This window comes from Streptomyces cyaneochromogenes, assembly GCF_003963535.1.
In the GTDB taxonomy this organism is placed as follows: Bacteria; Actinomycetota; Actinomycetes; order Streptomycetales; family Streptomycetaceae; genus Streptomyces; species Streptomyces shaanxiensis.
The window spans coordinates 1,901,451-1,922,009 of record NZ_CP034539.1; the positions used below are offsets into that span (position 1 = coordinate 1,901,451).

The window sequence follows — 20,559 nt, forward strand, 5'->3', positions numbered from 1 at the left end:
CTCAGTCCCTCTTTCCGCGGAGGTTTCGCTTGTCCCGTCGCGCGGCCGGAACCGTGCGGCCCACGATCACGGTACGCCGGGACTCCTTGACGGGCGCGTCTTCCTTGCGGCCGCCGCCGAGGGCCCGGCGCACGCCGTAGCCGAAGGCCGCGACCTTGACCAGGGGGCCGCCGAAGGTGGACGCGACGGTGGTCGACAGGGCGGAGGCGTTGGAGGTGACCTCCTGGACGTCGGAGGCGATCGCGTCGACCCGGTCGATCTGGGTCTGCGCGGAGCGCACCGCCGTGGAGGCCTCTGCCAGGAGCGGGACGGCCTGGTCGGTCACATCCGCGACGAGCTTGGTCGTCGCCTTGAGCGTCTGGGCCAGCCTCGCCAGCGCGACGGCGAGGAAGGAGACCAGGATCGCCCAGAAGACGGCCACCAGGATCCCGGCAACCTCTCCACCGGACACTGTGTGCACCCGCTCCCTGAAACGTGCCTCAACATCGGTCTACATCGAAAAAGTCGTGCACCGAGCCTATCGCGCCCGGGATGCCGCTCCGCACCGGATTACCGCGCGCACCGAGCCGAGTTGCCGCGGCCAAGCGAAAGCCCGCCGCCTCCCCCACCCGGAAGGGCGGGGAGACGGCGGGCTCAGGCGCAGATGTCCTACGACCGCTGAAGGATCAACGGGCGTAGTACTCGACGACGAGCTGCTCGTCGCAGATCACCGGGATCTCCTTGCGGTTCGGCTCACGGTCCAGGCGGAACGCCAGGGCCTTGAGGTTCACCTGGAGGTAGCGCGGGGTCTCACCCTCGGGGGCGAAGCCACCCTCGCGGGCGATGGAGAAGAGGGTCTTCTCGCGGCTGCGCTCGCGGACCATCACGACGTCGTCGGGACGGACGCGGAACGACGGCTTGTCGACCTTGCCGCCGTTGACCTCGATGTGGCCGTGAACGACCATCTGACGGGCCTGGTAGATGGTGCGGGCGATGCCCGAACGCAGGACCAGGGCGTCGAGACGACGCTCGAGCTCGATGATCAGGGCCTCGCCGGTCTTGCCCTGAACCTTGGAGGCACGCTCGTAGGCGCGGACGAGCTGACGCTCGGACACGTCGTACTGCGCACGCAGACGCTGCTTCTCCAGCAGACGGACCTTGTAGTCCGAGTTCTGCTTGCGGCCACGGCCGTGCTCACCCGGCGGGTAGGGACGGGCCTCGAAGTACTTGACGGCCTTCGGGGTCAGCGCGATGCCGAGGGCACGCGACTTCTTGACCTTGGGGCGGGACTGGTTCGCCACTTCTTTTCCTTTTCCTGTTTCGGCTGCCTCAGGGTTACGGGAGGTCGCATCCGCAGCCGGGGAATTCCCGACAGGTCCACGAGGGACGTGCCAGGCAGCCGCTCCCCTGGTCTGGGCACATACGTGCAGCACACGAACGGCCCACCGACCGGTCCCGGAACTACGGGTGGTGGTGGGCTGCCCGCGACACCTACGACGGTGCGCGACGCTCCTGGATCAACAGATCCGGCTGGTTGTCCCGCCTGAGGCGCCGACCGGAGTCGGACACGGGACTCAGCACTGCGGGCGATTCTACAGGCTGCTCAGGACCGCCTGCGACCGAGGTGCTTCCTGGTCCACTCGACGGCGTCCGCGTACCGCGCCTCGGCGCCGTGGCGGGTGGGCTCGTAGTACTCGCGGTCCTTGATCGCGTCCGGTGCGTACTGCTGCTCGGCGATGCCCTCGGCCAGGTCGTGCGGATACACATACCCCTGCGCGTGCCCGAGCTTGGCGGCGCCCTTGTAGTGCCCGTCGCGCAGGTGCGGCGGAACAGGGCCCGCCAGTCCCTTGCGTACGTCCTCCAGGGCGGCGCCGATCGCGGTCGTCGCGGCGTTGGACTTGGGGGCCAGCGCGAGGGCGATGGTGGCGTGGCTGAGGGTGAGGGCGGCTTCGGGGAAGCCGATCATGGCGACGGCCTGGGCTGCGGCGACGGCGATCGGCAGGGCGTTCGGATCGGCGAGGCCGATGTCCTCGCTGGCGGAGATCATCAGGCGGCGGGCGATGAAGCGGGGGTCCTCGCCGGCCTCGATCATCCGGGCCAGGTAGTGCAGGGCGGCGTCGACGTCGGAACCGCGGATCGACTTGATGAGGGCGCTGGCCACGTCGTAGTGCTGGTCGCCGTCGCGGTCGTACTTCACGGCCGCTCGGTCGACGGTCTCCTCCAGCGTCTGCAGACCGACCTCCGTCTCGCCCTTGTCGAGCGCTGCCCCGGCGGCCGCCTCCAGGGCGGTCAGGGCCCGGCGGGCGTCGCCGCCGGCGATGCGCAGCAGGTGGGCCTCGGTGTCCTCGGGGAGGGTGACGGCGCTCTTGAGGCCTCGCTCGTCGGTGAGCGCGCGCTTGAGGAGGCCGCGCAGGTCGTCGTCGGTGAGGGGTTCGAGGGTGAGGAGCAGGGAGCGGGACAGCAGGGGGGAGATGACCGAGAAGTACGGGTTCTCGGTGGTCGCCGCGATCAAAGTCACCCAGCGGTTCTCGACGGCCGGGAGGAGGGAGTCCTGCTGGGCCTTGCTGAAGCGGTGGATCTCGTCGAGGAAGAGGACGGTCTCCTTGCCGAAGCCGCCGGTGGCGCGGCGCGCGCCGTCGATGACCGCGCGGACCTCCTTCACCCCGGCGGTGATGGCGGACAGCTCGACGAAGCGCTTGTTGGTCGCCTTGGAGACGACGTAGGCCAGGGTGGTCTTGCCGGTGCCGGGCGGGCCCCACAGGATCACCGAGGAGGGCCCGGCGGGGCCGCCGCCGGATTCCCCGACCAATCTGCGCAGGGGCGAGCCCGGCTTCAGCAGGTGCTGCTGGCCCACCACCTCGTCCAAGGTGCGCGGGCGCATGCGCACGGCCAGAGGACTCCCGGCGGGGTCCTTCTCCTGGCGTTCTTCTGCGGCGGCGGTGAACAGGTCGGGCTCCACGTGGGAAACCCTAAATCACCGCACTGACATCGAGGCCGGAGCGGGTCAGGCCCAGAGCTGGCTGCCCCAGCGGGTCAGGATCAGCATGCCGATGACGCCGCAGTGCGTCACCGGAAGCACCCAGGTGAACTCGGCGAAGAAGTTCTTCAGCGGGCGCGGGGCGGGCAGGAAGCCGTTGCGGATGTTGAAGGAGGTCACGTACCAGAACATGGTGATCGTCGCGGCCCAGGCCAGCGAGCACCACAGGCACAGTGCGTTGATGTTGTACAGCGACTGATACATCAGCCAGGTGCAGAAGACGACGCCGAACAGGGTGCCGACGTTGAAGGTCAGCCAGTACCAGCGCGGGAAGCGGGCGCGGGCGAGCAGGCTCATGCCGACGCAGACGACCATGCCGTAGCAGACGAGGCCGAGCATGGGGTTCGGGAACCCGAAGACGGCCGCCTGCTTGCTCTCCATGATGCTGCCGCAGGAGACGATCGGGTTGAGGCTGCAGCCGGGAGTGAAGGTCTTCCCCTCGACCTTGGCCTCGAGGATCTTGAACTTGTCGATCGTGATGACCCACGCGGCGAGCAGTCCGGCGGCGCCGGTGATCACCAGCAGCAAGGCGAACGCACGACTGCCGCCCAGCAGTTGCGGCGGCGCCTCGGCGCGCTCCGGCTCGGGTTCGGTGGAGACGTCTTTGACTGTCGTCTTGCTCATCACGCCGATTCCGTCACTTGAGAGTTGGACCTTCTCCGGACACGGCACATTGTGCCGTACACAGGCCCTCGCCCACCGTTCGCTGGGGATAAGGAAAGGCGTACGAGAGAGTGAAGGCGTGCGGTTCAGGACACCGGGCGGGACGGCTGACAAGGGCGGGGACCACGCGGTCCCCGCCCCGCACGATCAGCCCAGACGAGCTTCCAGCTCCGCCACGATCTCGTTGACGCCGACGGCCGCCTGCTCGCCGGACTCCATGTCCTTGAGCTGGACGACGCCTTCGGCGAGGTCGCGTTCGCCGGCGACGATCGTGTAGCGGGCACCGCTGCGGTTGGCGTTCTTCATGGCGCCCTTGAGGCCCTTGGCGCCGTAGGAGAAGTCCGCGGCGATACCGACCTTGCGCAGCTCGGTGACCTTGGCGAACAGCACCCGGCGCGCCTCCTCGCCGAGCGGCACCGCGAACACGCTGGTGGACGAGGGGAGTTGGAGCTCGACGCCCTCCGCCTCCAGGGCGAGCACCGTACGGTCGACGCCCAGGGCCCAGCCGACGGACGGCAGCGCGGGGCCGCCGATCATCTCGGACAGCCCGTCGTAACGGCCGCCGCCGCCCACCGCGGACTGGGAGCCCAGACCGTCGTGGACGAACTCGAAGGTCGTGCGCGTGTAGTAGTCCAGGCCGCGCACGAGCTTCGGGTCGTCCTCGAAGGAGACGCCCGCCGCCGTGATCAGCTCGCGGACCTCCTCGTGGTACGCCTTGCAGGCGTCGCAGAGGTAGTCGCGCAGGAGCGGAGCGCCGGTGAGCTGCTTCTGGACCGCCTCACGCTTGTCGTCCAGCACCCGCAGCGGGTTGATGTCGACGCGGCGGCGCGTGTCCTCGTCCAGGTCCAGGGCGCGCAGGAAGTCCTGCAGGGCCGCCCGGTAGACCGGACGGCACTCCTTGTCGCCCAGGCTGTTGAGCAGGATCCGGAAGTTGCGCAGGCCCAGCGAGCGGTACGCCTGGTCGGCCAGGATGATCAACTCGGCGTCCAGTGCCGGGTCCTCGGCGCCGATCGCCTCGGCGCCGACCTGGGAGAAGTGCCGGTAACGGCCCTTCTGGGGGCGCTCGTAGCGGTAGTAGGAGCCGGAGTACCAGAGCTTGACCGGGAGGTTGCCGACCTTGTGCAGGTTGGCCTCCAGCGCCGCGCGCAGGACCGAGGCCGTGCCCTCGGGGCGCAGGGCGAGCCTGTCGCCGCCCTTGGTCTCGAAGGCGTACATCTCCTTGGTCACGATGTCGGTGGACTCGCCGACGCCGCGCGCGAACAGTTCGACGCTCTCGAAGCCGGGCGTCTCGATGTAGCCGTAGCCGGAGTTGCGCAGGGGGGCGGCGATCGCCTCACGGACGGCCAGGTAGGTGGCGGAGTCCGGCGGGATCAGGTCGTACGTGCCCTTGGGGGCCTTGAAGGTGCTCACGGAAGGTCTCGTCACATTCCTCGTCGGGGAGCTTCCTGGGCTCCCAGGCCGGCGGCCACCTGCCGCAGATAGGGGTTGGTGGCGCGCTCCTGGCCGATGGTCGTCTGGGGGCCGTGGCCGGACAGCACCACGGTCGAGTCGTCGAGCGGCAGGCACACGCGGGCCAGCGAGTCGAGCATCTCGGCCATGTCGCCGCCGGGCAGGTCGGTGCGTCCGATGGAGCCGGCGAACAGCAGGTCGCCCGAGAAGAAGACCGGCGGGATGTCCGCCGCCTCGGGCAGGCCGAAGGTCACCGACCCCTTGGTATGGCCCGGCGCGTGCGCGACGGTCAGCTCCAGACCGGCCAGCTCCAGCTTGGCGCCGTCGGTCAGCTCCTTGACGTCGTCCGGCTCCCCGATGGTCAGCTCGCCCATCAGCTGCATGCCGATGGAACGGCCGAGCGCCTTCTCGGGGTCGCTCATCATGTACCGGTCCTCGGGGTGGATCCAGGCCGGTACGTCGTGCGCGCCGCACACCGGGACGACCGAGGCGACGTGGTCGAGGTGGCCGTGGGTGAGGACGACGGCGACGGGCTTGAGCCGATGCTTCTTCAGCGCTTCCTCGACGCCGGGGGCCGCTTCGTGGCCCGGGTCGATGATCACGCACTCCTCACCGGCGGCGGGGGCGACGAGATAACAGTTCGTCCCCCAGGCCCCGGCGGGGAACCCGGCAATGAGCACGATCGTCCTTCGTTTGTGTCGACACAGGTGGTTTGTCGGCGGGCTCCGCCCGTCGTCAGAGCCTACCGGCGCTGCCGATTCCTCAGCGAACCCATATACGGTACGGGGCACACGCAGGCGATCGGCTCAATGGACGCACGCGTACCGGTCGACACACACGACGCATGAGGAGAGAACCCGGTGGTCAGCCAGGAACAGCGGCGGCGTCAGCTCGCCCGGGAGAAGTTCTTGCGACAGCAGCAGCGGCGCACGGTCGCCCGGCGCAAGACACGCACGCGCAACGCGGCGATCGCGTCAGCCCTCGCGGTGATCATCATCGGCAGCCTCGCGCTGTACACGACCGATGTCCTCAAAGGCGACGACGACAGCAAGAGCAACGTGAACGCGGAGGCCACTCCGAGCGCGCCCAGCAAGGCCCCGGACCCGTGCGAGAAGCCCGCCGCGGGCAAGGTCAAGACGGCGACCTGGAAGAAGGAGCCGGAGCTGACCATCGACAAGTCGGCGAAGTACACGATGAAGCTCGCGACGACGTGCGGTGACATAGACATCGCGCTCAAGGCGTCGGCCGCGCCGCACACCGTGAACTCGTTCGCCTTCCTCGCCGGCAAGGGCTACTTCGACCACAGCAAGTGCCACCGGCTCGTCCCCAGCGGCATCTACGTGCTGCAGTGCGGTGACCCGCAGGGCACCGGCATGGGCGGCCCCGGGTACACGATCCCCGACGAGAACCTCAAGGACACGAGCCTCAAGGGCGGTGTCTACCCGGCCGGTACGGTCGCGATGGCCAACCAGTACAACGCGCAGACGAAGGAAGGCCGCAACACCGGGGGCAGTCAGTTCTTCCTCGTCTACCAGGACAGTCAGCTGCCGGCCGACTACACACCGTTCGGCACTGTGTCCGAGGCCGGTATGAAGGTCCTGAAGAAGATCGCCGAGGCAGGAGCCCAGGCCGCGGACCCCACGACGGGGAACACCGCCCCCAACGCGACGGTCGTCATCAACAAGGCGACAGTCACCAAATCCTGACCCCCAACTGCGAAATTTCGGTCGCGCGGGATGCGGACAGGCAACCCGCCGGTCGCCTATGTTGGCCGTGACGAAACTGTGGACGATGCCCGGGGGAACACAAGCCCCACGCAGGCATCATGTGGAGGAGGCGCTGTGAGCAGCGACCCGTGGGGCCGCGTCGACGAGACGGGGACCGTGTACGTGCGTACGGCCGACGGCGAGCAGGTCGTCGGTTCCTGGCAGGCCGGCTCCCCTGAGGAGGCGTTGGCCTACTTCGAGCGCAAGTACGAGGGCCTGGTCGTCGAAATCGGCCTCCTCGAGAAGCGAGTGAAGACCACCGACCTGTCGGCCAAGGACGCTCAGACCGCGATCGACCACATCCGTGAGCAGGTCGACGCCCACCACGTGGTCGGTGACCTGGACGCCCTGCGGATCCGCCTGGACAAGCTGGTCGAGACCGTCGGCAAGCGCCGCGAGGAGCGCAAGCAGCAGCGGGCGAAGCAGTCGGACGAGGCCCGGCACGCCAAGGAGGCCCTGGTCACCGAGGCGGAGGAACTGGCCCAGTCCGACCAGTGGCGGGCCGCGGGTGAGCGGCTGCGGGCCCTGGTGGACACCTGGAAGGGCCTGCCGCGGCTGGACCGCAAGTCGGACGACGAGCTGTGGCACCGCTTCTCGCACGCCCGCTCGGCGTTCTCCAAGCGCCGCAAGGCGCACTTCGCGCAGCTGGACGCGCAGCGCGAGGAGGCCCGCAAGACCAAGGAGCGGCTGGTCGCCGACGCCGAGTCGTTGTCCGGTTCGACCGACTGGGGTCCGACGGCGGCCCGCTACCGCGAGCTGATGGCGGAGTGGAAGGCGGCCGGCCGCGCCCAGCGCGAGCACGAGGACGACCTGTGGAACCGCTTCCGCGGCGCCCAGGACATCTTCTTCGCCGCCCGCAGCTCGGTCTTCGCCGAGCGGGACGCCGAGCAGGGCGAGAACCTGAAGCTGAAGGAGGAGCTGGCCGAGGAGGCCGAGAAGCTCCTGCCGATCGGCGACCTGAAGGCCACGCGTGCCGCCTTCCGCTCGATCAACGAGCGCTGGGAGGCCATCGGCCACGTGCCGCGCGACGCCCGCCCGAAGGTCGAGGGCCGGATGCACGCCGTCGAGCGCGCGATCCAGGAGGCCGAGGAGACCGAGTGGCGCCGGACCAACCCGGAGGCACGCGCGCGTGCCGAGGGGCTGACCGGTCAGCTCCAGGCCGCCGTGGACAAGCTGAAGGGCCAGATCGAGCAGGCGCGCGCCCAGGGCAACAACGCCAGGGCCGACAAGCTCGAGAGGGAGCTGGAGGGCCGGCAGGCGCTGCTGGACCAGGCGCTGAAGGGCCTGCAGGAGTTCGGCGGCTGACGCCTACTGCGGTCGGCGGCTGACGCCTACTGCGAGAAGGGCCCCGTACCGCGAGGTACGGGGCCCTTCTCGTATGCCGTGCGGCTGTGCGGCGACCGGCCGCACGCCGAGTTCTACGACCGGCTGCGCGCCGACGTCACCCGGTACACGTCGTAGACGCCCTCGACGCCCCGGACCGCCTTCAGGACGTGCCCGAGGTGCTTCGGGTCGCCCATCTCGAAGGTGAAGCGGGAGGTGGCGACGCGGTCGCGGGAGGTCTGGACGGCCGCGGAGAGGATGTTGACGTGCTGGTCGGACAGGACGCGGGTGACGTCGGAGAGGAGCCGGGAGCGGTCGAGGGCCTCGACCTGGATGGCGACCAGGAAGACCGAGGACTGGGTGGGCGCCCACTCGACCTCGAGGATGCGCTCGGGCTCACGGGACAGTGACTCCACGTTCACGCAGTCGCTGCGGTGAACCGATACGCCACTACCGCGCGTGACGAAGCCGATGATCGGGTCGCCGGGTACGGGCGTACAACAGCGGGCCAGCTTGACCCACACGTCCTCGACGCCCTTGACGATGACGCCCGGGTCGGCGCTGGAGCGGCGCTTGCGGCCGCGGGTGCGGGTCGGCGGGACCGCCTCGTCGATTTCCTCGGTGGCGGCCTCCTCGCCGCCGAGCGCGGAGACGAGCTTCTGTACGACGCTCTGGGCGGAGACATGGCCCTCGCCGATCGCCGCGTACAGCGCGGAGATGTCCGGGTAGCGCATCTCGTGCGCGAGCGTGACCAGCGAGTCGCCGGTCAGGATGCGCTGGATCGGCAGGTTCTGCTTGCGCATCGCGCGGACGATCGCGTCCTTGCCCTGCTCGATCGCCTCGTCGCGGCGCTCCTTGGAGAACCATGCCCGGATCTTGTTGCGGGCGCGCGGCGACTTCACGAAGCCGAGCCAGTCGCGGGAGGGGCCCGCGCCGGCCGCCTTCGAGGTGAAGACCTCGACCAGGTCGCCGTTGTCCAGGGTGGATTCGAGCGGAACCAGGCGTCCGTTGACCCTCGCGCCTATCGTGCGGTGGCCGACCTCGGTGTGGACGGCGTACGCGAAGTCCACCGGGGTGGCGCCCGCCGGGAGCGCTATGACGTCGCCCTTCGGGGTGAAGACGAAGACCTCGTTGCGCGAGAGGTCGAAGCGCAGGGACTCCAGGAACTCGCTGGGGTCCTCGGTCTCCTTCTGCCAGTCGAGGAGCTGCCGCAGCCACGCCATGTCATTGATGGCGTCCTTGTCCTTGCCGGCCTTGGGCACGTCGGTGCGGACCTTGGAGGCACCGGCGACGGCCTCCTGCTTGTACTTCCAGTGCGCGGCGATGCCGTACTCGGCGCGGCGGTGCATGTCGAACGTGCGGATCTGGAGTTCGACCGGCTTGCCGTTCGGGCCGATGACCGTCGTGTGCAGCGACTGGTACATGTTGAACTTGGGCATCGCGATGTAGTCCTTGAACCGGCCGGGGACCGGGTTCCATCGCGCGTGCACGGTGCCGAGGGCGGCGTAGCAGTCGCGGACGGTGTCCACAAGGACGCGGATGCCCACCAGGTCGTAGATCTCCGCGAAGTCACGGCCGCGCACGATCATCTTCTGGTAGACGCTGTAGTAGTGCTTCGGGCGGCCGGTGACGGTCGCCTTGATGCGGGCGGCGCGCAGGTCCTGCTGGACCTCGTCGGTCACTATGGCCAGATACTCGTCACGCTTCGGTGCCCGCTCGGCCACCAGCCGTACGATCTCGTCGTACATCTTGGGGTAGAGGATCGCGAAGGCGAGGTCCTCCAGCTCCCACTTGATGGTGTTCATGCCGAGGCGATGGGCGAGCGGCGCGTAGATCTCCAGCGTCTCGCGCGCCTTCTTCTCCTGCTTCTCGCGCTTGAGGTAACGCATGGTGCGCATGTTGTGCAGACGGTCGGCGAGCTTGATGACCAGGACGCGCGGGTCCTTGGCCATGGCGACGACCATCTTGCGCACGGTCTCGGCCTGCGCGGCCTCGCCGAACTTGACCTTGTCCAGCTTGGTCACGCCGTCGACGAGCAGCGCGACGGAGTCGCCGAAGTCGCGGCGGAGCTGGTCGAGGCCGTACTCGGTGTCCTCGACGGTGTCGTGCAGCAGGCCTGCCATCAGAGTGGCCGGATCCATACCCAGCTCGGCGAGGATCGTGGTCACCGCGAGCGGGTGGGTGATGTACGGGTCGCCGCTCTTGCGCTTCTGGCCGCGGTGCCAGCGCTCGGCGACCTGGTAGGCCTTCTCGATCTGGCGGAGCGTGGCCGTCTCGATCTTCGGGTCGTTGCTGCGGACTATGCGCAGCAACGGCTCCAGCACCGGGTTGTACGGGTTGGAGCGCTGGACGCCGAGACGGGCGAGCCGGGCGCGGACGCGGTTGGAGGATCCGGAGCGGGCCGGCTGGCCGGCGGACGGACGGGCCGCGGGCGGGTTCACGGGGCGCTCGGCCGGTGCGGGCTTGGGTCGCGTCTGCTCGGCCGGCTTGTCGACGGGCGCGGACTGGGCATGCTCGACCGTCCCGCGCGAGTCGTTCTTCGCGTGCGGCGCGTTCGGCGCGGGCTTCGCCGCGGGCGCCGAGGCGGACTCGGGCTTGGCGGCGGTCAGGTGCTGGGCCTCGTCTGGCAAGAGGGCTCCTCGTGCGCGATCCGGGTCCCCCGGTCAGGCTCCGGAGACCCCATGGTAGCGATCCTGCGCCCGAGGATCGCCTTCAGTCCGATGTGAGGGACGTCTACCGGTGAAACACGAGGGGCAGCAGATGGATTCCGCGGTGCCGTGCTCGCCGTGTCCAGGAGGTGGCGTGAGCGCTTCCGGTGACTGCCCTGAGGCGTGCCTGCGGCCGTCCTGCACGGCCTGCGCGATGTGCGGACCGTGTGCGGTGAACCGTCGGTTTCGCGCCATCTGGATGCCGTCGCTTTGCGGGAAGAGTGTGATGCGGGGAGGCGGGGCGGCTGGGATTGGGTGCGTGGGATTGAGTGGGTGGGGTCACTGGGGTGTTCCGGGAGCGCTCGAGGCATGTGTGCGAGGGCGGGGCGCGCCTGGCGCATATACGTGGGCAGGTGGGTACGCGCGTGCGCGGGGCGCCACCGTGCACCGCCTTCGCGCTCCCCTGAGGCGCAGATACGCCCCCTGCCGCAGCACTCGGTACGGCCCCCTGACGCACAGATGCCGCGCACCTGACGTATCAGGCGCGCGGCATCTGGTGCTGCGGTGGGGAAACCCCGCGCGGAGGTCGAGGCCTCGCGTGGGCTGCCGGGCTCAGACCGTGAGCAGCGACTCCAGCGGGGCTCCGTCCAGTGCTGGTGCCAGGCGGGCTCGGCCGCCCAGGAAGCCCAGCTCCATCAGGACGGCCAGGCCGGCCACCTCGGCGCCAGCCCGGCGGATCAGCTGGATCGAGGCCTCGGCGGTGCCGCCGGTCGCCAGGACGTCGTCGATGACCAGGACGCGGTCACCGCCGGTCAGGTCCTCGGCGTGCACCTCGATCTCGGCGGAGCCGTACTCCAGGTCGTACGCCTGGCTGAGCGTCGCCCCGGGGAGCTTGCCCGCCTTGCGTACGGGGATGAAGCCGACGCCCGCGCGGACCGCGACCGGCGCTCCGAGGATGAAGCCCCGGGCCTCCAGACCGACGATCTTCGTGGCACCGGCGTTCCCGGCGATCTCGGCGAGCGCGTCGGTGAGCGCCGTGAACGCCGCCGGGTCCGCCAGGAGCGGGGTGATGTCCTTGAACATCACGCCCGGCTCCGGGTAGTCCGCGACGTCGCGGATACGGCTCAGCAGGAGTTCCCTGATCTCGGTCATCGGCGCTTCCCGGAGGGTCGGCCACGGCCCCGGCCGCGGGACGCGGGCTGGTTGCGGGGGCCGACGACCGCGGGGGCGGCGTCCTCCGGCTCGTCGACGAGCGACTCGTCGTCGACCGGGGCGTCCTGGGACTCGCCCTGCGTGGCGGACTGTGCGCGCTTGGCGAGCACGCGCTTCCTCAGGGCCTTCATCTGCGGCTCGCGCTCCTTGAGGTCGGCGACGAGCGGCGTGGCGATGAAGATCGAGGAGTACGCACCGGCCGCGAGGCCGACGAACAGCGACAGCGAGATGTCGTTGAGCATGCCGGCGCCGAGGAAGCCGCCACCGATGAACAGCAGGCCCGCCACCGGCAGCAGCGCGACCACCGTGGTGTTGATGGAGCGGACCAGGGTGCTGTTGATCGAGCGGTTGGCGACGTCGCTGTAGGTCCAGCGGGTCTGCTTGGTGATGTCCTTCGTCTGCTCCTTGAGGCTGTCGAAGACGACGACCGTGTCGTAGAGCGAGTAACCGAGGATGGTCAGCAGACCGATCACGGTGCCCGGCGTGACCTCGAAGCCGACGAGAGCGTAGATGCCGACCGTGATGGTGATGTCGTGGATCAGGGCGACGAACGCGGCGAGCGCCATGCGCCACTCGAAGGCGATCGCCAGATAGATCACCACGAGGACCAGGAAGATGCCGAGGCCCTGCCAGGCCTTGGTGGCGATCTGCTCACCCCAGCTGGGACCGACCAGTTCGCCGGTGACGTCCTTCTCCGCGACGCCGAGCTTCTCGGCCAGCTCCGCCGAGACCTTGTCGGCCTGGGCGGTGTCGATGCCCGCGACCTGGATGCGCAGCTTGGCGTCATCGCCGCTGCCGAGCTTCTGGACGATCGCGTCGTGGCCGGACGCCTCTTCCGCGTACTCCTGGGCCTGGGCCACCGAGACGTCGGTCTTCGGGGTGTTGAAGACCGCTCCGCCCTGGAACTCGATGCCCCTGTTCAGGCCGAGCACCGCCAGGCCGACGATCGCCGTGATGGTGATCAGGATGGAGACGCTGTACCAGATCTTGCGGTTGCCGACGAAGTCGTAGCCGACCTCGCCACGGTGCAGTCGGGCGCCGAGGTTGCCGAGCTTCGACATCTCACGCCTCCTTCGTCTCGATGGGGGCGGAGGGACGGCGGGTGCGGCGCAGCGGCGGCCTGGCACCCAGTCGCTTCGGATCGAGGCCGGACCAGGGGTGGCCGCCACCGAAGAACTTGGTGCGGGCCAGGATCGTGAGCAGCGGCTTGGTGAACAGGAACACGACGACGACGTCGAGCAGGGTGGTCAGGCCGAGCGTGAACGCGAAGCCCTGGACCTTGCCGACGGTGACGATGAACAGCACGGCGGCGGCGAGGAACGAGACGAAGTCGGAGACCAGGATGGTGCGCCGGGCGCGCGGCCAGGCCCGCTCGACGGCGGGGCGCAGGGAGCGGCCCTCGCGGATCTCGTCGCGGACGCGTTCGAAGTACACGATGAACGAGTCCGCGGTGATACCGATGGCGACGATGGCACCACAGACGGCCGGCAGGTTCAGCGCGAACCCGATGGTCGGGCCGAGCAGCGACATGATCGTGTACGTCAGGGCCGCGGAGACCAGCAGCGAAAGGATCGCGATGATCGACAGACCGCGGTAGTAGACCACCAGGTAGATGATGACCAGGGCGAGACCGATCGCGCCCGCGATCAGACCGGCCTTGAGCTGCTCGCCGCCGAGCGCGGCGGTCACCGTGGTGACGCTGTCCTCGCTGAAGGAGAGCGGCAGGGCGCCGTACGACAGCATGTTGGCGAGGCTCTCGGCCGACTCCTGGTTGAAGTTGCCGGAGATCTCGGCGTTGCCGCCGGTCAGCGCCTCGCGGACGAACGGGTCGGAGACGACGTCGTTGTCCAGGACGATGGCGAACTGGTTCTGCGGCTGCTGCTTCTGGGCGAGCTTGCCGGTGATGGCGGCGAACTTCTTGCGGCCGTCGGACGTGAAGTCCATGGTCACGGTCCAGCCGGCGCCGCTCTGCGTGTTGAAGACGGCCTTGGCCTCGTCGACGTCGGTGCCGTCGACCTCGGCGGGGCCGAGGATGTACTTCTGCCACTGGCCCTGCGAGTTCTGACCGCAGGCGACGGTGGAGTCGGTGGGCTTGGCGCCGTCACCGGCCTTGGCGCGGGCCTGCTCGTTGGTGCAGTTCAGCGCGGCGTACTGCGCTTCGAGCTTGCCGCTGTCCGTGTCACCGGTGGGGCTGCTGCTCGCCGCCGGGGAGGCACTGGAGGAGGCGCTCGTGGACGGCGTGGAGTCGGCCTTCAACGCGTCGGTGACCGCGCGGCCCTGCGTGGTGGAGGTCGCCGAGGGGCTGGCCGAGCCGGAGGGGGTCGCCTTGTCCGTCGCCTTGTCGGTGGAGTCGCCCGACGCGCTGCTGGAGGCGCTCGGCGAGGGGGTGGCCGCGGCGTCGCCGCCGGAGACCTCCGTGGCGATGACCGGGCGGAAGTAGAGCTTGGCGGTGGTGCCGACCTGGTCCCGGGCCTGCTTGGAGTTCGTGCCCTTGGGGATGTTGACGATGATGTTGCGATCGCCCTGGGTCTGTACCTCGGCCTCGGAGACGCCCAGACCGTTGACACGCCGCTCCATGATCTGGACGGCGGTGTTCATGTTGGTCTTGTTGATCGCGGATTCCTGGCCGGGCTCCGCTTCCGCACGGAGCGTGATGCTCGTGCCGCCGGCGAGGTCGATGCCAAGACGCGGAGTGGTGTGCCCCGCGGCGAACATCCCTCCGGTGAGCGCCGCGATGGCGATCAGGATGAGGGCCAGCGAGCGCCCCGGCTTGCTCTGGGCGCTCGCGCTCCGGCCCTTCTTAGGTGCTGCCACCTTCTCGTACTCCCTCTCGGGCCGCCTCGCTCCGGATCAGCGGACGGACGGCCATGACATGGTGTAGGGATCCCCGTGCGAGATCGGCATGCCCGGGGGCGCGCAGGCATGGCCCGCGCGCCCCGGCACATGGCTACTTCGCCTCGGAGTCGCCGTCGGTCTTCTTCGGCTCGTCCGCCTTGGCCTCGGCGGCCACGGCGTCGTCGGAGGACTCCTCGTCCTTCTCGTCCTTCTTGGCGAAGTCGACGGGCTCGTCGTCGGAGGCGGCGGCAGCGGCGGACTCGTCGGTCTCGGTGAGGGAGGAGGCGTCGTCCGGGACGACGTCGGACTTCAGGTCGTGCTCGATGCCGTGCACGATGCGGTTGTACTCGTCGTCGGAGAGGACGGCACCGATCGCGTTCTTGGCGAAGAGGAGCTCCACGCCCGGGCCGGCGTCAACGAGGACGGTGTCGTCGCTGACCTCCTTGACCGTGGCGTACATGCCCCCGATGGTGCGGACACCGGATCCGGGCTGCATCTGGTTCCGCATGTCGGCGGCCTGCTGCTGCTTCTTCTTGGCCGACCGGGTCATCAGGAACATGGCCCCGATGAGCACGATGAACGGGAGGAGGGTCACGAGACTCACGGGTCGGAACTTCCTTCACACGACCGCGATGGTGAGCGGCCTGATGGTTGGGGGTATGTGTGCCGCCGACAACGGCGGCATCGGCGGAGTCTAAGCGAGTCTCCGCGCATGGAACAACGCTCAGCATGGCACCGGGGTTCCCCCTCGGGCCACAGAGCTCGCCGTCACGTTGTCGTCACGCCCCGAACAGGTCCTGTTGTCCGTTTCCCGCAGCTGACGAGCGGGGCGGGGTGAGGCCGAGATGCGCCCATGCGGCGGGAGTGGCGACTCGGCCGCGCGGAGTACGGGCGAGCAGGCCCTCCCGTACGAGGAAGGGTTCGGCGACCTCCTCGACGGTCTCGCGCTCCTCCCCCACCGCGACGGCGAGCGTGGACAGGCCGACCGGTCCGCCGCCGAACAGCTTCAGCAGGGCCTCCAGGACGCCGCGGTCGAGGCGGTCCAGACCGCGGGCGTCGACCTCGTACACGGCGAGGGCGGCCTCGGCGATGTCCCTGTTGATGATCCCGTCCGCCTTGACCTGGGCGTAGTCGCGGACGCGGCGCAGCAGGCGGTTGGCGATACGGGGCGTGCCGCGCGAGCGGCCGGCGATCTCGGCGGCGCCGTCGGCCTCGATCTCGACGTCGAGGAGGTTCGCGGAGCGGTGGATGACGCGCTCCAGCTCGGCGGGCTCGTAGAACTCCATGTGCGCGGTGAAGCCGAAGCGGTCGCGCAGCGGGGGCGGCAGCAGGCCCGCGCGCGTGGTGGCGCCGACCAGGGTGAACGGGGGCAGTTCGAGCGGGATGGCGGTGGCGCCCGGCCCCTTGCCGACGATCACGTCGACACGGAAGTCCTCCATCGCCATGTACAGCATCTCCTCGGCGGGCCGGGACATGCGGTGGATCTCGTCGAGGAAGAGGACCTCGCCCTCCTGCAGGGAGGAGAGGATCGCGGCGAGATCGCCGGCGTGCTGGATGGCGGGGCCGCTGGTGATGCGGATGGGGGCGCCCATCTCGGCCGCGATGATCATCGAGAGGGTCGTCTTGCCGAGGCCGGGGGCGCCGGAGAGCAGCACATGGTCGGCGGTGGCGCCACGCGCGCGTGCGGCGCGCAGGACGAGGTCGAGCTGTTCGCGGACCTTCTCCTGGCCGATGAACTCGCCCAGGTCCTTCGGGCGCAGCGCGGCCTCGACGGCCTGGTCCTCACGGTCGGCGGACGGGCCGACGAGCCGCTCGGCGGCGGTCGCGTCGGTCGTGTCGTCCCAGTTCATTGAGTGTGCCTCGCGGGTCGCGGTCGGGTGGTCGTTCGAGGATCGAGGCGCTCCCCGGGAGCGGGGCCCGGGGGCCCTTCCGGGGCGCCGGTCGGTCAGCGCGCTCTGTTGAGGGTCTGCAGCGCCGCCTTCAGCAACTGGCCCACCTGTGGTGCGCCCTCGGCCGCTTCGGCCTGCGGGGCCACGGCGGTGACCGCCTCGTCCGCCTCACGCGTCGCGTATCCGAGGCCGATCAGGGCGGCGTGCAGTTGGTCGCGCCAGCCCTGAGTGACCGGGGCGCCGACGGCGGGCGCGCCGATCGGTTCGCCCAGGCGGTCCTTCAGCTCCAGGAGCAGTTTCTGGGCGCCCTTCTTGCCGATGCCGGGGACGGCGGTGAGGGACTTCTCGTCGGCGGTCGCCACGGCTCTGCGCAGGGCGTCGGGCGAGTGCACCGCCAGCATCGCCTGGGCCAGGCGGGGGCCGACCCCGCTCGCGGTCTGGAGCAGCTCGAAGGTCTGGCGTTCGTCGTCGTCCGCGAAGCCGTACAGCGTCAGCGAGTCCTCGCGGACCACCAGCGAGGTGTGCAGCTTGGCGGGCCTGCCGAGGCGCAGGGTGGACAGGGTGTTCGGGGTGCACTGGACGGCCATGCCGACCCCGCCCACCTCGACGACCGCGGCGTCCGGAGCGAGTGCGGCCACTGTGCCGCTGACGAAGGCGATCATGCCGTACGGCCTTTCGGTGCTTTGGCGGTGTGCAGGGCGACGGCCTGCTGGAGTCGGTTCTGCGCGGGGGCGCGCCAGATGTGGCAGATGGCGAGCGCGAGGGCGTCGGCGGCGTCGGCCGGCTTGGGCGGGGCGCTGAGCCGCAGCAGGCGGGTGACCATGGCACCGACCTGGGCCTTGTCGGCGCGGCCGGATCCGGTGACGGCGGCCTTCACCTCGCTGGGGGTGTGCAGGGCGACGGGGATGCCGCGGCGCGCGGCGCAGAGCATGGCGACGGCGCTGGCCTGGGCGGTGCCCATCACCGTACGGACGTTGTGCTGGCTGAACACCCGCTCCACGGCGACGTATTCGGGCCGGTGCTCGTCCAGCCACTGCTCGATGCCCTGCTCGATGGCGACGAGGCGGTGTCCCAACTCGGCGTCCGCGGGCGTGCGCACGACGCCGACGCCGAGCATGGTGAGCGGGCGTCCGGCGACGCCTTCGACCACGCCGACACCGCATCGCGTCAGCCCCGGGTCCACCCCCAGTACACGCACCCGCGCGCCCTCCCTTCGCTCTCCGCCGGCTTCGCCGGGCGGTACCCCCAGTTCGTGCAGGCTATCGGGTGCCACCGACAACGCCGCTCAACAACGCCCGGCAAAGCGACGGGCCGACGGGTGTGCCCCGTCGGCCCGTTGAGCAGCTGTGTCCGCTCAGCTCGCGGCAGCGTTACGCGTCGACCTTCTCCATGATCTCGTCGCTGACGTCGAAGTTGGCGAAGACGTTCTGGACGTCGTCGCTGTCCTCGAGAGCGTCGATCAGCTTGAAGATCTTCTTCGCGCCCTCCTCGTCGAGCTCGACCTGAACGGACGGCACGAAGCTGGAGTCGGCGGAGTCGTAGTCGATGCCGGCCTCCTGGAGGGCGGTGCGCACCGCGACCAGGTCGGTGGCCTCGCTGATGACCTCGAAGGACTCACCGAGGTCGTTGACCTCTTCGGCGCCCGCGTCCAGGACGGCACCCAGGACGTCGTCCTCGGTCAGCTCGCCCTTGGGGACGATGACGACGCCCTTGCGGCTGAACATGTACGACACCGAGCCCGGGTCGGCCATGTTGCCGCCGTTGCGGGTCATGGCGACGCGGACGTCGGAGGCGGCACGGTTGCGGTTGTCGGTGAGGCACTCGATGAGCACCGCGACGCCGTTGGGACCGTAGCCCTCGTACATGATCGTCTCGTAGTCGGCGCCACCGGCCTCGAGACCGCCACCGCGCTTGATCGCGGAGTCGATGTTCTTGTTGGGGACCGACTGCTTCTTCGCCTTCTGGACGGCGTCGTAGAGCGTCGGGTTGCCCTCCAGGTCGACGCCGCCCATGCGCGCCGCGACCTCGATGTTCTTGATCAGCTTCGCGAAGAGCTTGCCGCGCTTGGCGTCGATCACGGCCTTCTTGTGCTTCGTCGTGGCCCATTTAGAGTGGCCGGACATCTGCCTGTCTCCTTCGCGTAACCCATCTATGAACGAACGCCAGAGATCCTACAAGGACTCCGCTGTCCGGTTCGCGCGCACCATGTCGACGAACAGGCCGTGCACGCGGTGGTCGCCGGTCAGTTCCGGGTGGAACGACGTGGCCAGCGCGTTGCCCTGACGGACCGCGACGATGTGGCCTTCGTGCTCGGCGAGGACCTCGGCCTCGGCGCCGACGGACTCGACCCAGGGGGCGCGGATGAAGACCCCCTCCACAGGATCGCCGTCTACGCCGTTGATGTCGACCGCTGCCTCGAAGGACTCGTTCTGACGTCCGAAGGCGTTGCGGCGCACGATCATGTCGATGCCGCCGATCGTCTCCTGACCCGAGCGCGGGTCGAGGATCTTGTCGGCGAGCATGATCATGCCGGCGCAGGTGCCGTAGACGGGCATACCGGCCCGCACGCGCGCGCGTAGCGGCTCCATCACGCCGAACAGGATGGCCAGCTTGGAGATGGTCGTGGACTCGCCGCCGGGGATGACCAGGCCATCGACCTCGGCGAGCTCTTCGGGGCGCCGCACCGGCCTGGCCACGGCGTCGGCCGCGGCCAGGGCGATGAGGTGCTCCCGTACGTCGCCCTGGAGGGCCAGGACGCCTATGACGGGGGTGTTGCTCATGGATGCAGTGCCTTACCAGCCGCGGTTGGCGTAGCGCTCGGCCTCGGGGAGGGTGTCGCAGTTGATGCCGACCATGGCCTCGCCGAGGTTGCGGGACGCGTCCGCGATGATCTTCGGGTCGTCGTAGAAGGTGGTCGCCTTCACGATGGCGGCGGCGCGCTTGGCCGGGTCGCCGGACTTGAAGATGCCGGAGCCGACGAAGACGCCCTCGGCGCCGAGCTGGCGCATGAGCGCGGCGTCGGCCGGCGTGGCCACGCCACCGGCGGAGAAGAGGACCACCGGGAGCTTGCCCAGCTCGGAGACCTCCTTGACCAGCTCGTACGGGGCGCGCAGCTCCTTGGCGGCGGCGTACAGCTCGTTGTTGTCGTAGCCGCGCAGGCGGGCGATCTCGTTCTTGATCTGGCGCAGGTGACGGACGGCCTCGACGACGTTGCCCGTGCCGGCCTCACCCTTGGAACGGATCATCGCCGCGCCCTCGGCGATACGGCGCAGGGCCTCGCCCAGGTTGGTGGCGCCACAGACGAACGGGGTGGTGAAGGCCCACTTGTCGGAGTGGTTGACCTCGTCGGCCGGGGTGAGGACCTCGGACTCGTCGATGTAGTCGACGCCGAGCGACTGCAGGACCTGGGCCTCGACGAAGTGGCCGATGCGGGACTTCGCCATGACCGGGATGGAGACGGCGTCGATGATGCCCTCGATCATGTCCGGGTCGGACATCCGGGCCACGCCGCCGTCCTTGCGGATGTCGGCGGGGACCCGCTCCAGGGCCATGACGGCGACGGCGCCCGCGTCCTCGGCGATCTTCGCCTGCTCCGGCGTGACGACGTCCATGATCACGCCGCCCTTGAGCTGCTCGGCCATGCCGCGCTTCACGCGCGCGGTGCCGGTCTCGGGGGCCTGGTTTTCGGAGATGGACACGGGTGACCTCGCTCGGTGAAAAGGGGGTTACTGCAAGCACCGAGGAAACGGGAGTGGACC

19 protein-coding genes are annotated in these 20,559 nt (G+C 69.6%); 2 read left to right on the forward strand and 17 right to left on the reverse strand.

The annotated features are described in order from the left end of the window. Nucleotide 1 precedes the first annotated feature (1 nt). From EJ357_RS08295 to EJ357_RS08320, 6 genes are all read right to left on the reverse strand, one after another. On the reverse strand, nucleotides 2–460 hold the full coding sequence (locus tag EJ357_RS08295) for a DUF948 domain-containing protein (RefSeq protein ID WP_126390139.1): 459 nt from the start codon (nucleotides 458–460) through the stop codon (nucleotides 2–4). A gap of 205 nt (nucleotides 461–665) precedes the next feature. Then, nucleotides 666–1,280, reverse strand: coding sequence for a 30S ribosomal protein S4 (gene rpsD / locus EJ357_RS08300; RefSeq protein WP_030053239.1), 615 nt, complete (start codon nucleotides 1,278–1,280; stop codon nucleotides 666–668). Between the two features lie 302 nt (nucleotides 1,281–1,582). Next, complete coding sequence (locus tag EJ357_RS08305) at nucleotides 1,583–2,938, reverse strand: replication-associated recombination protein A (protein ID WP_126390141.1); 1,356 nt, start codon at nucleotides 2,936–2,938, stop codon at nucleotides 1,583–1,585. 45 nt (nucleotides 2,939–2,983) lie between these two features. Beyond that, nucleotides 2,984–3,640 (reverse strand): vitamin K epoxide reductase family protein, encoded by a 657-nt coding sequence (locus tag EJ357_RS08310; protein ID WP_126390143.1) that lies wholly within the window; start codon nucleotides 3,638–3,640, stop codon nucleotides 2,984–2,986. 186 nt (nucleotides 3,641–3,826) lie between these two features. Next, nucleotides 3,827–5,089: a histidine--tRNA ligase gene (gene hisS / locus EJ357_RS08315; protein ID WP_126390145.1), complete on the reverse strand. Its 1,263-nt coding sequence runs from the start codon at nucleotides 5,087–5,089 to the stop codon at nucleotides 3,827–3,829. Nucleotides 5,090–5,100: 11 nt separating this feature from the next. After that, a complete protein-coding gene (locus tag EJ357_RS08320) occupies nucleotides 5,101–5,808 on the reverse strand; it encodes an MBL fold metallo-hydrolase (protein WP_126390146.1) in 708 nt (235 codons plus the stop codon). A 180-nt stretch (nucleotides 5,809–5,988) separates the two neighbouring features. On the opposite strand from EJ357_RS08320, the gene EJ357_RS08325 reads away from it, so the two are divergent. Both EJ357_RS08325 and EJ357_RS08330 read left to right on the forward strand, forming a co-directional pair. Then, nucleotides 5,989–6,834, forward strand: a complete 846-nt coding sequence (locus tag EJ357_RS08325) for a peptidylprolyl isomerase (protein WP_126390148.1) — start codon at nucleotides 5,989–5,991, stop codon at nucleotides 6,832–6,834. A 135-nt stretch (nucleotides 6,835–6,969) separates the two neighbouring features. Beyond that, nucleotides 6,970–8,199 (forward strand): DUF349 domain-containing protein, encoded by a 1,230-nt coding sequence (locus EJ357_RS08330; RefSeq protein ID WP_126390150.1) that lies wholly within the window; start codon nucleotides 6,970–6,972, stop codon nucleotides 8,197–8,199. 113 nt (nucleotides 8,200–8,312) lie between these two features. Here the strand turns inward: EJ357_RS08330 and EJ357_RS08335 are convergent, their stop codons facing one another. The 11 genes from EJ357_RS08335 to pdxS form a co-directional block, all read right to left on the reverse strand. Further along, nucleotides 8,313–10,847 carry a RelA/SpoT family protein gene (locus EJ357_RS08335; protein WP_126390152.1) on the reverse strand — a complete coding sequence of 845 codons (2,535 nt, stop codon included), beginning with the start codon at nucleotides 10,845–10,847 and terminating at the stop codon, nucleotides 8,313–8,315. 630 nt (nucleotides 10,848–11,477) lie between these two features. After that, nucleotides 11,478–12,017 (reverse strand): adenine phosphoribosyltransferase, encoded by a 540-nt coding sequence (locus EJ357_RS08345; RefSeq protein WP_126390156.1) that lies wholly within the window; start codon nucleotides 12,015–12,017, stop codon nucleotides 11,478–11,480. After that, nucleotides 12,014–13,138 (reverse strand): protein translocase subunit SecF, encoded by a 1,125-nt coding sequence (gene secF, locus EJ357_RS08350; protein ID WP_126390158.1) that lies wholly within the window; start codon nucleotides 13,136–13,138, stop codon nucleotides 12,014–12,016. The genes EJ357_RS08345 and secF overlap by 4 nt, the downstream gene beginning before the upstream one ends. Before the next feature lies 1 nt (nucleotide 13,139). Then, nucleotides 13,140–14,891 (reverse strand): protein translocase subunit SecD, encoded by a 1,752-nt coding sequence (gene secD / locus EJ357_RS08355; RefSeq protein WP_126390160.1) that lies wholly within the window; start codon nucleotides 14,889–14,891, stop codon nucleotides 13,140–13,142. A gap of 133 nt (nucleotides 14,892–15,024) precedes the next feature. Beyond that, nucleotides 15,025–15,516: a preprotein translocase subunit YajC gene (gene yajC, locus EJ357_RS08360; protein ID WP_126390162.1), complete on the reverse strand. Its 492-nt coding sequence runs from the start codon at nucleotides 15,514–15,516 to the stop codon at nucleotides 15,025–15,027. Nucleotides 15,517–15,691: 175 nt separating this feature from the next. Then, nucleotides 15,692–16,762: a Holliday junction branch migration DNA helicase RuvB gene (ruvB, locus tag EJ357_RS08365; RefSeq protein ID WP_126390164.1), complete on the reverse strand. Its 1,071-nt coding sequence runs from the start codon at nucleotides 16,760–16,762 to the stop codon at nucleotides 15,692–15,694. Nucleotides 16,763–16,857: 95 nt separating this feature from the next. After that, nucleotides 16,858–17,463, reverse strand: a complete 606-nt coding sequence (gene ruvA, locus EJ357_RS08370; protein WP_126390165.1) for a Holliday junction branch migration protein RuvA — start codon at nucleotides 17,461–17,463, stop codon at nucleotides 16,858–16,860. Continuing rightward, on the reverse strand, nucleotides 17,460–17,999 hold the full coding sequence (gene ruvC / locus EJ357_RS08375) for a crossover junction endodeoxyribonuclease RuvC (RefSeq protein WP_126390167.1): 540 nt from the start codon (nucleotides 17,997–17,999) through the stop codon (nucleotides 17,460–17,462). The genes ruvA and ruvC overlap by 4 nt, the downstream gene beginning before the upstream one ends. Before the next feature lie 172 nt (nucleotides 18,000–18,171). Further along, nucleotides 18,172–18,924 (reverse strand): YebC/PmpR family DNA-binding transcriptional regulator, encoded by a 753-nt coding sequence (locus tag EJ357_RS08380; protein ID WP_048581096.1) that lies wholly within the window; start codon nucleotides 18,922–18,924, stop codon nucleotides 18,172–18,174. A gap of 48 nt (nucleotides 18,925–18,972) precedes the next feature. Next, nucleotides 18,973–19,581, reverse strand: coding sequence for a pyridoxal 5'-phosphate synthase glutaminase subunit PdxT (pdxT, locus tag EJ357_RS08385; RefSeq protein ID WP_126390169.1), 609 nt, complete (start codon nucleotides 19,579–19,581; stop codon nucleotides 18,973–18,975). A 12-nt stretch (nucleotides 19,582–19,593) separates the two neighbouring features. Next, nucleotides 19,594–20,499, reverse strand: a complete 906-nt coding sequence (pdxS, locus tag EJ357_RS08390; protein WP_126390171.1) for a pyridoxal 5'-phosphate synthase lyase subunit PdxS — start codon at nucleotides 20,497–20,499, stop codon at nucleotides 19,594–19,596. Between the last annotated feature and the right edge of the window lie 60 nt (nucleotides 20,500–20,559).

Bases quoted from the DNA above. Each gene is read 5' to 3' on its own strand.
- EJ357_RS08310 (WP_126390143.1), bottom strand. From the start codon at position 3,640: ATGAGCAAGACGACAGTCAAAGACGTCTCCACCGAACCCGAGCCGGAG.
- EJ357_RS08345 (WP_126390156.1), bottom strand. From the start codon at position 12,017: ATGACCGAGATCAGGGAACTCCTGCTGAGCCGTATCCGCGACGTCGCG.
- secF (WP_126390158.1), bottom strand. From the start codon at position 13,138: ATGTCGAAGCTCGGCAACCTCGGCGCCCGACTGCACCGTGGCGAGGTC.
- ruvB (WP_126390164.1), bottom strand. From the start codon at position 16,762: ATGAACTGGGACGACACGACCGACGCGACCGCCGCCGAGCGGCTCGTC.
- ruvA (WP_126390165.1), bottom strand. From the start codon at position 17,463: ATGATCGCCTTCGTCAGCGGCACAGTGGCCGCACTCGCTCCGGACGCC.
- EJ357_RS08380 (WP_048581096.1), bottom strand. From the start codon at position 18,924: ATGTCCGGCCACTCTAAATGGGCCACGACGAAGCACAAGAAGGCCGTG.
- pdxT (WP_126390169.1), bottom strand. From the start codon at position 19,581: ATGAGCAACACCCCCGTCATAGGCGTCCTGGCCCTCCAGGGCGACGTA.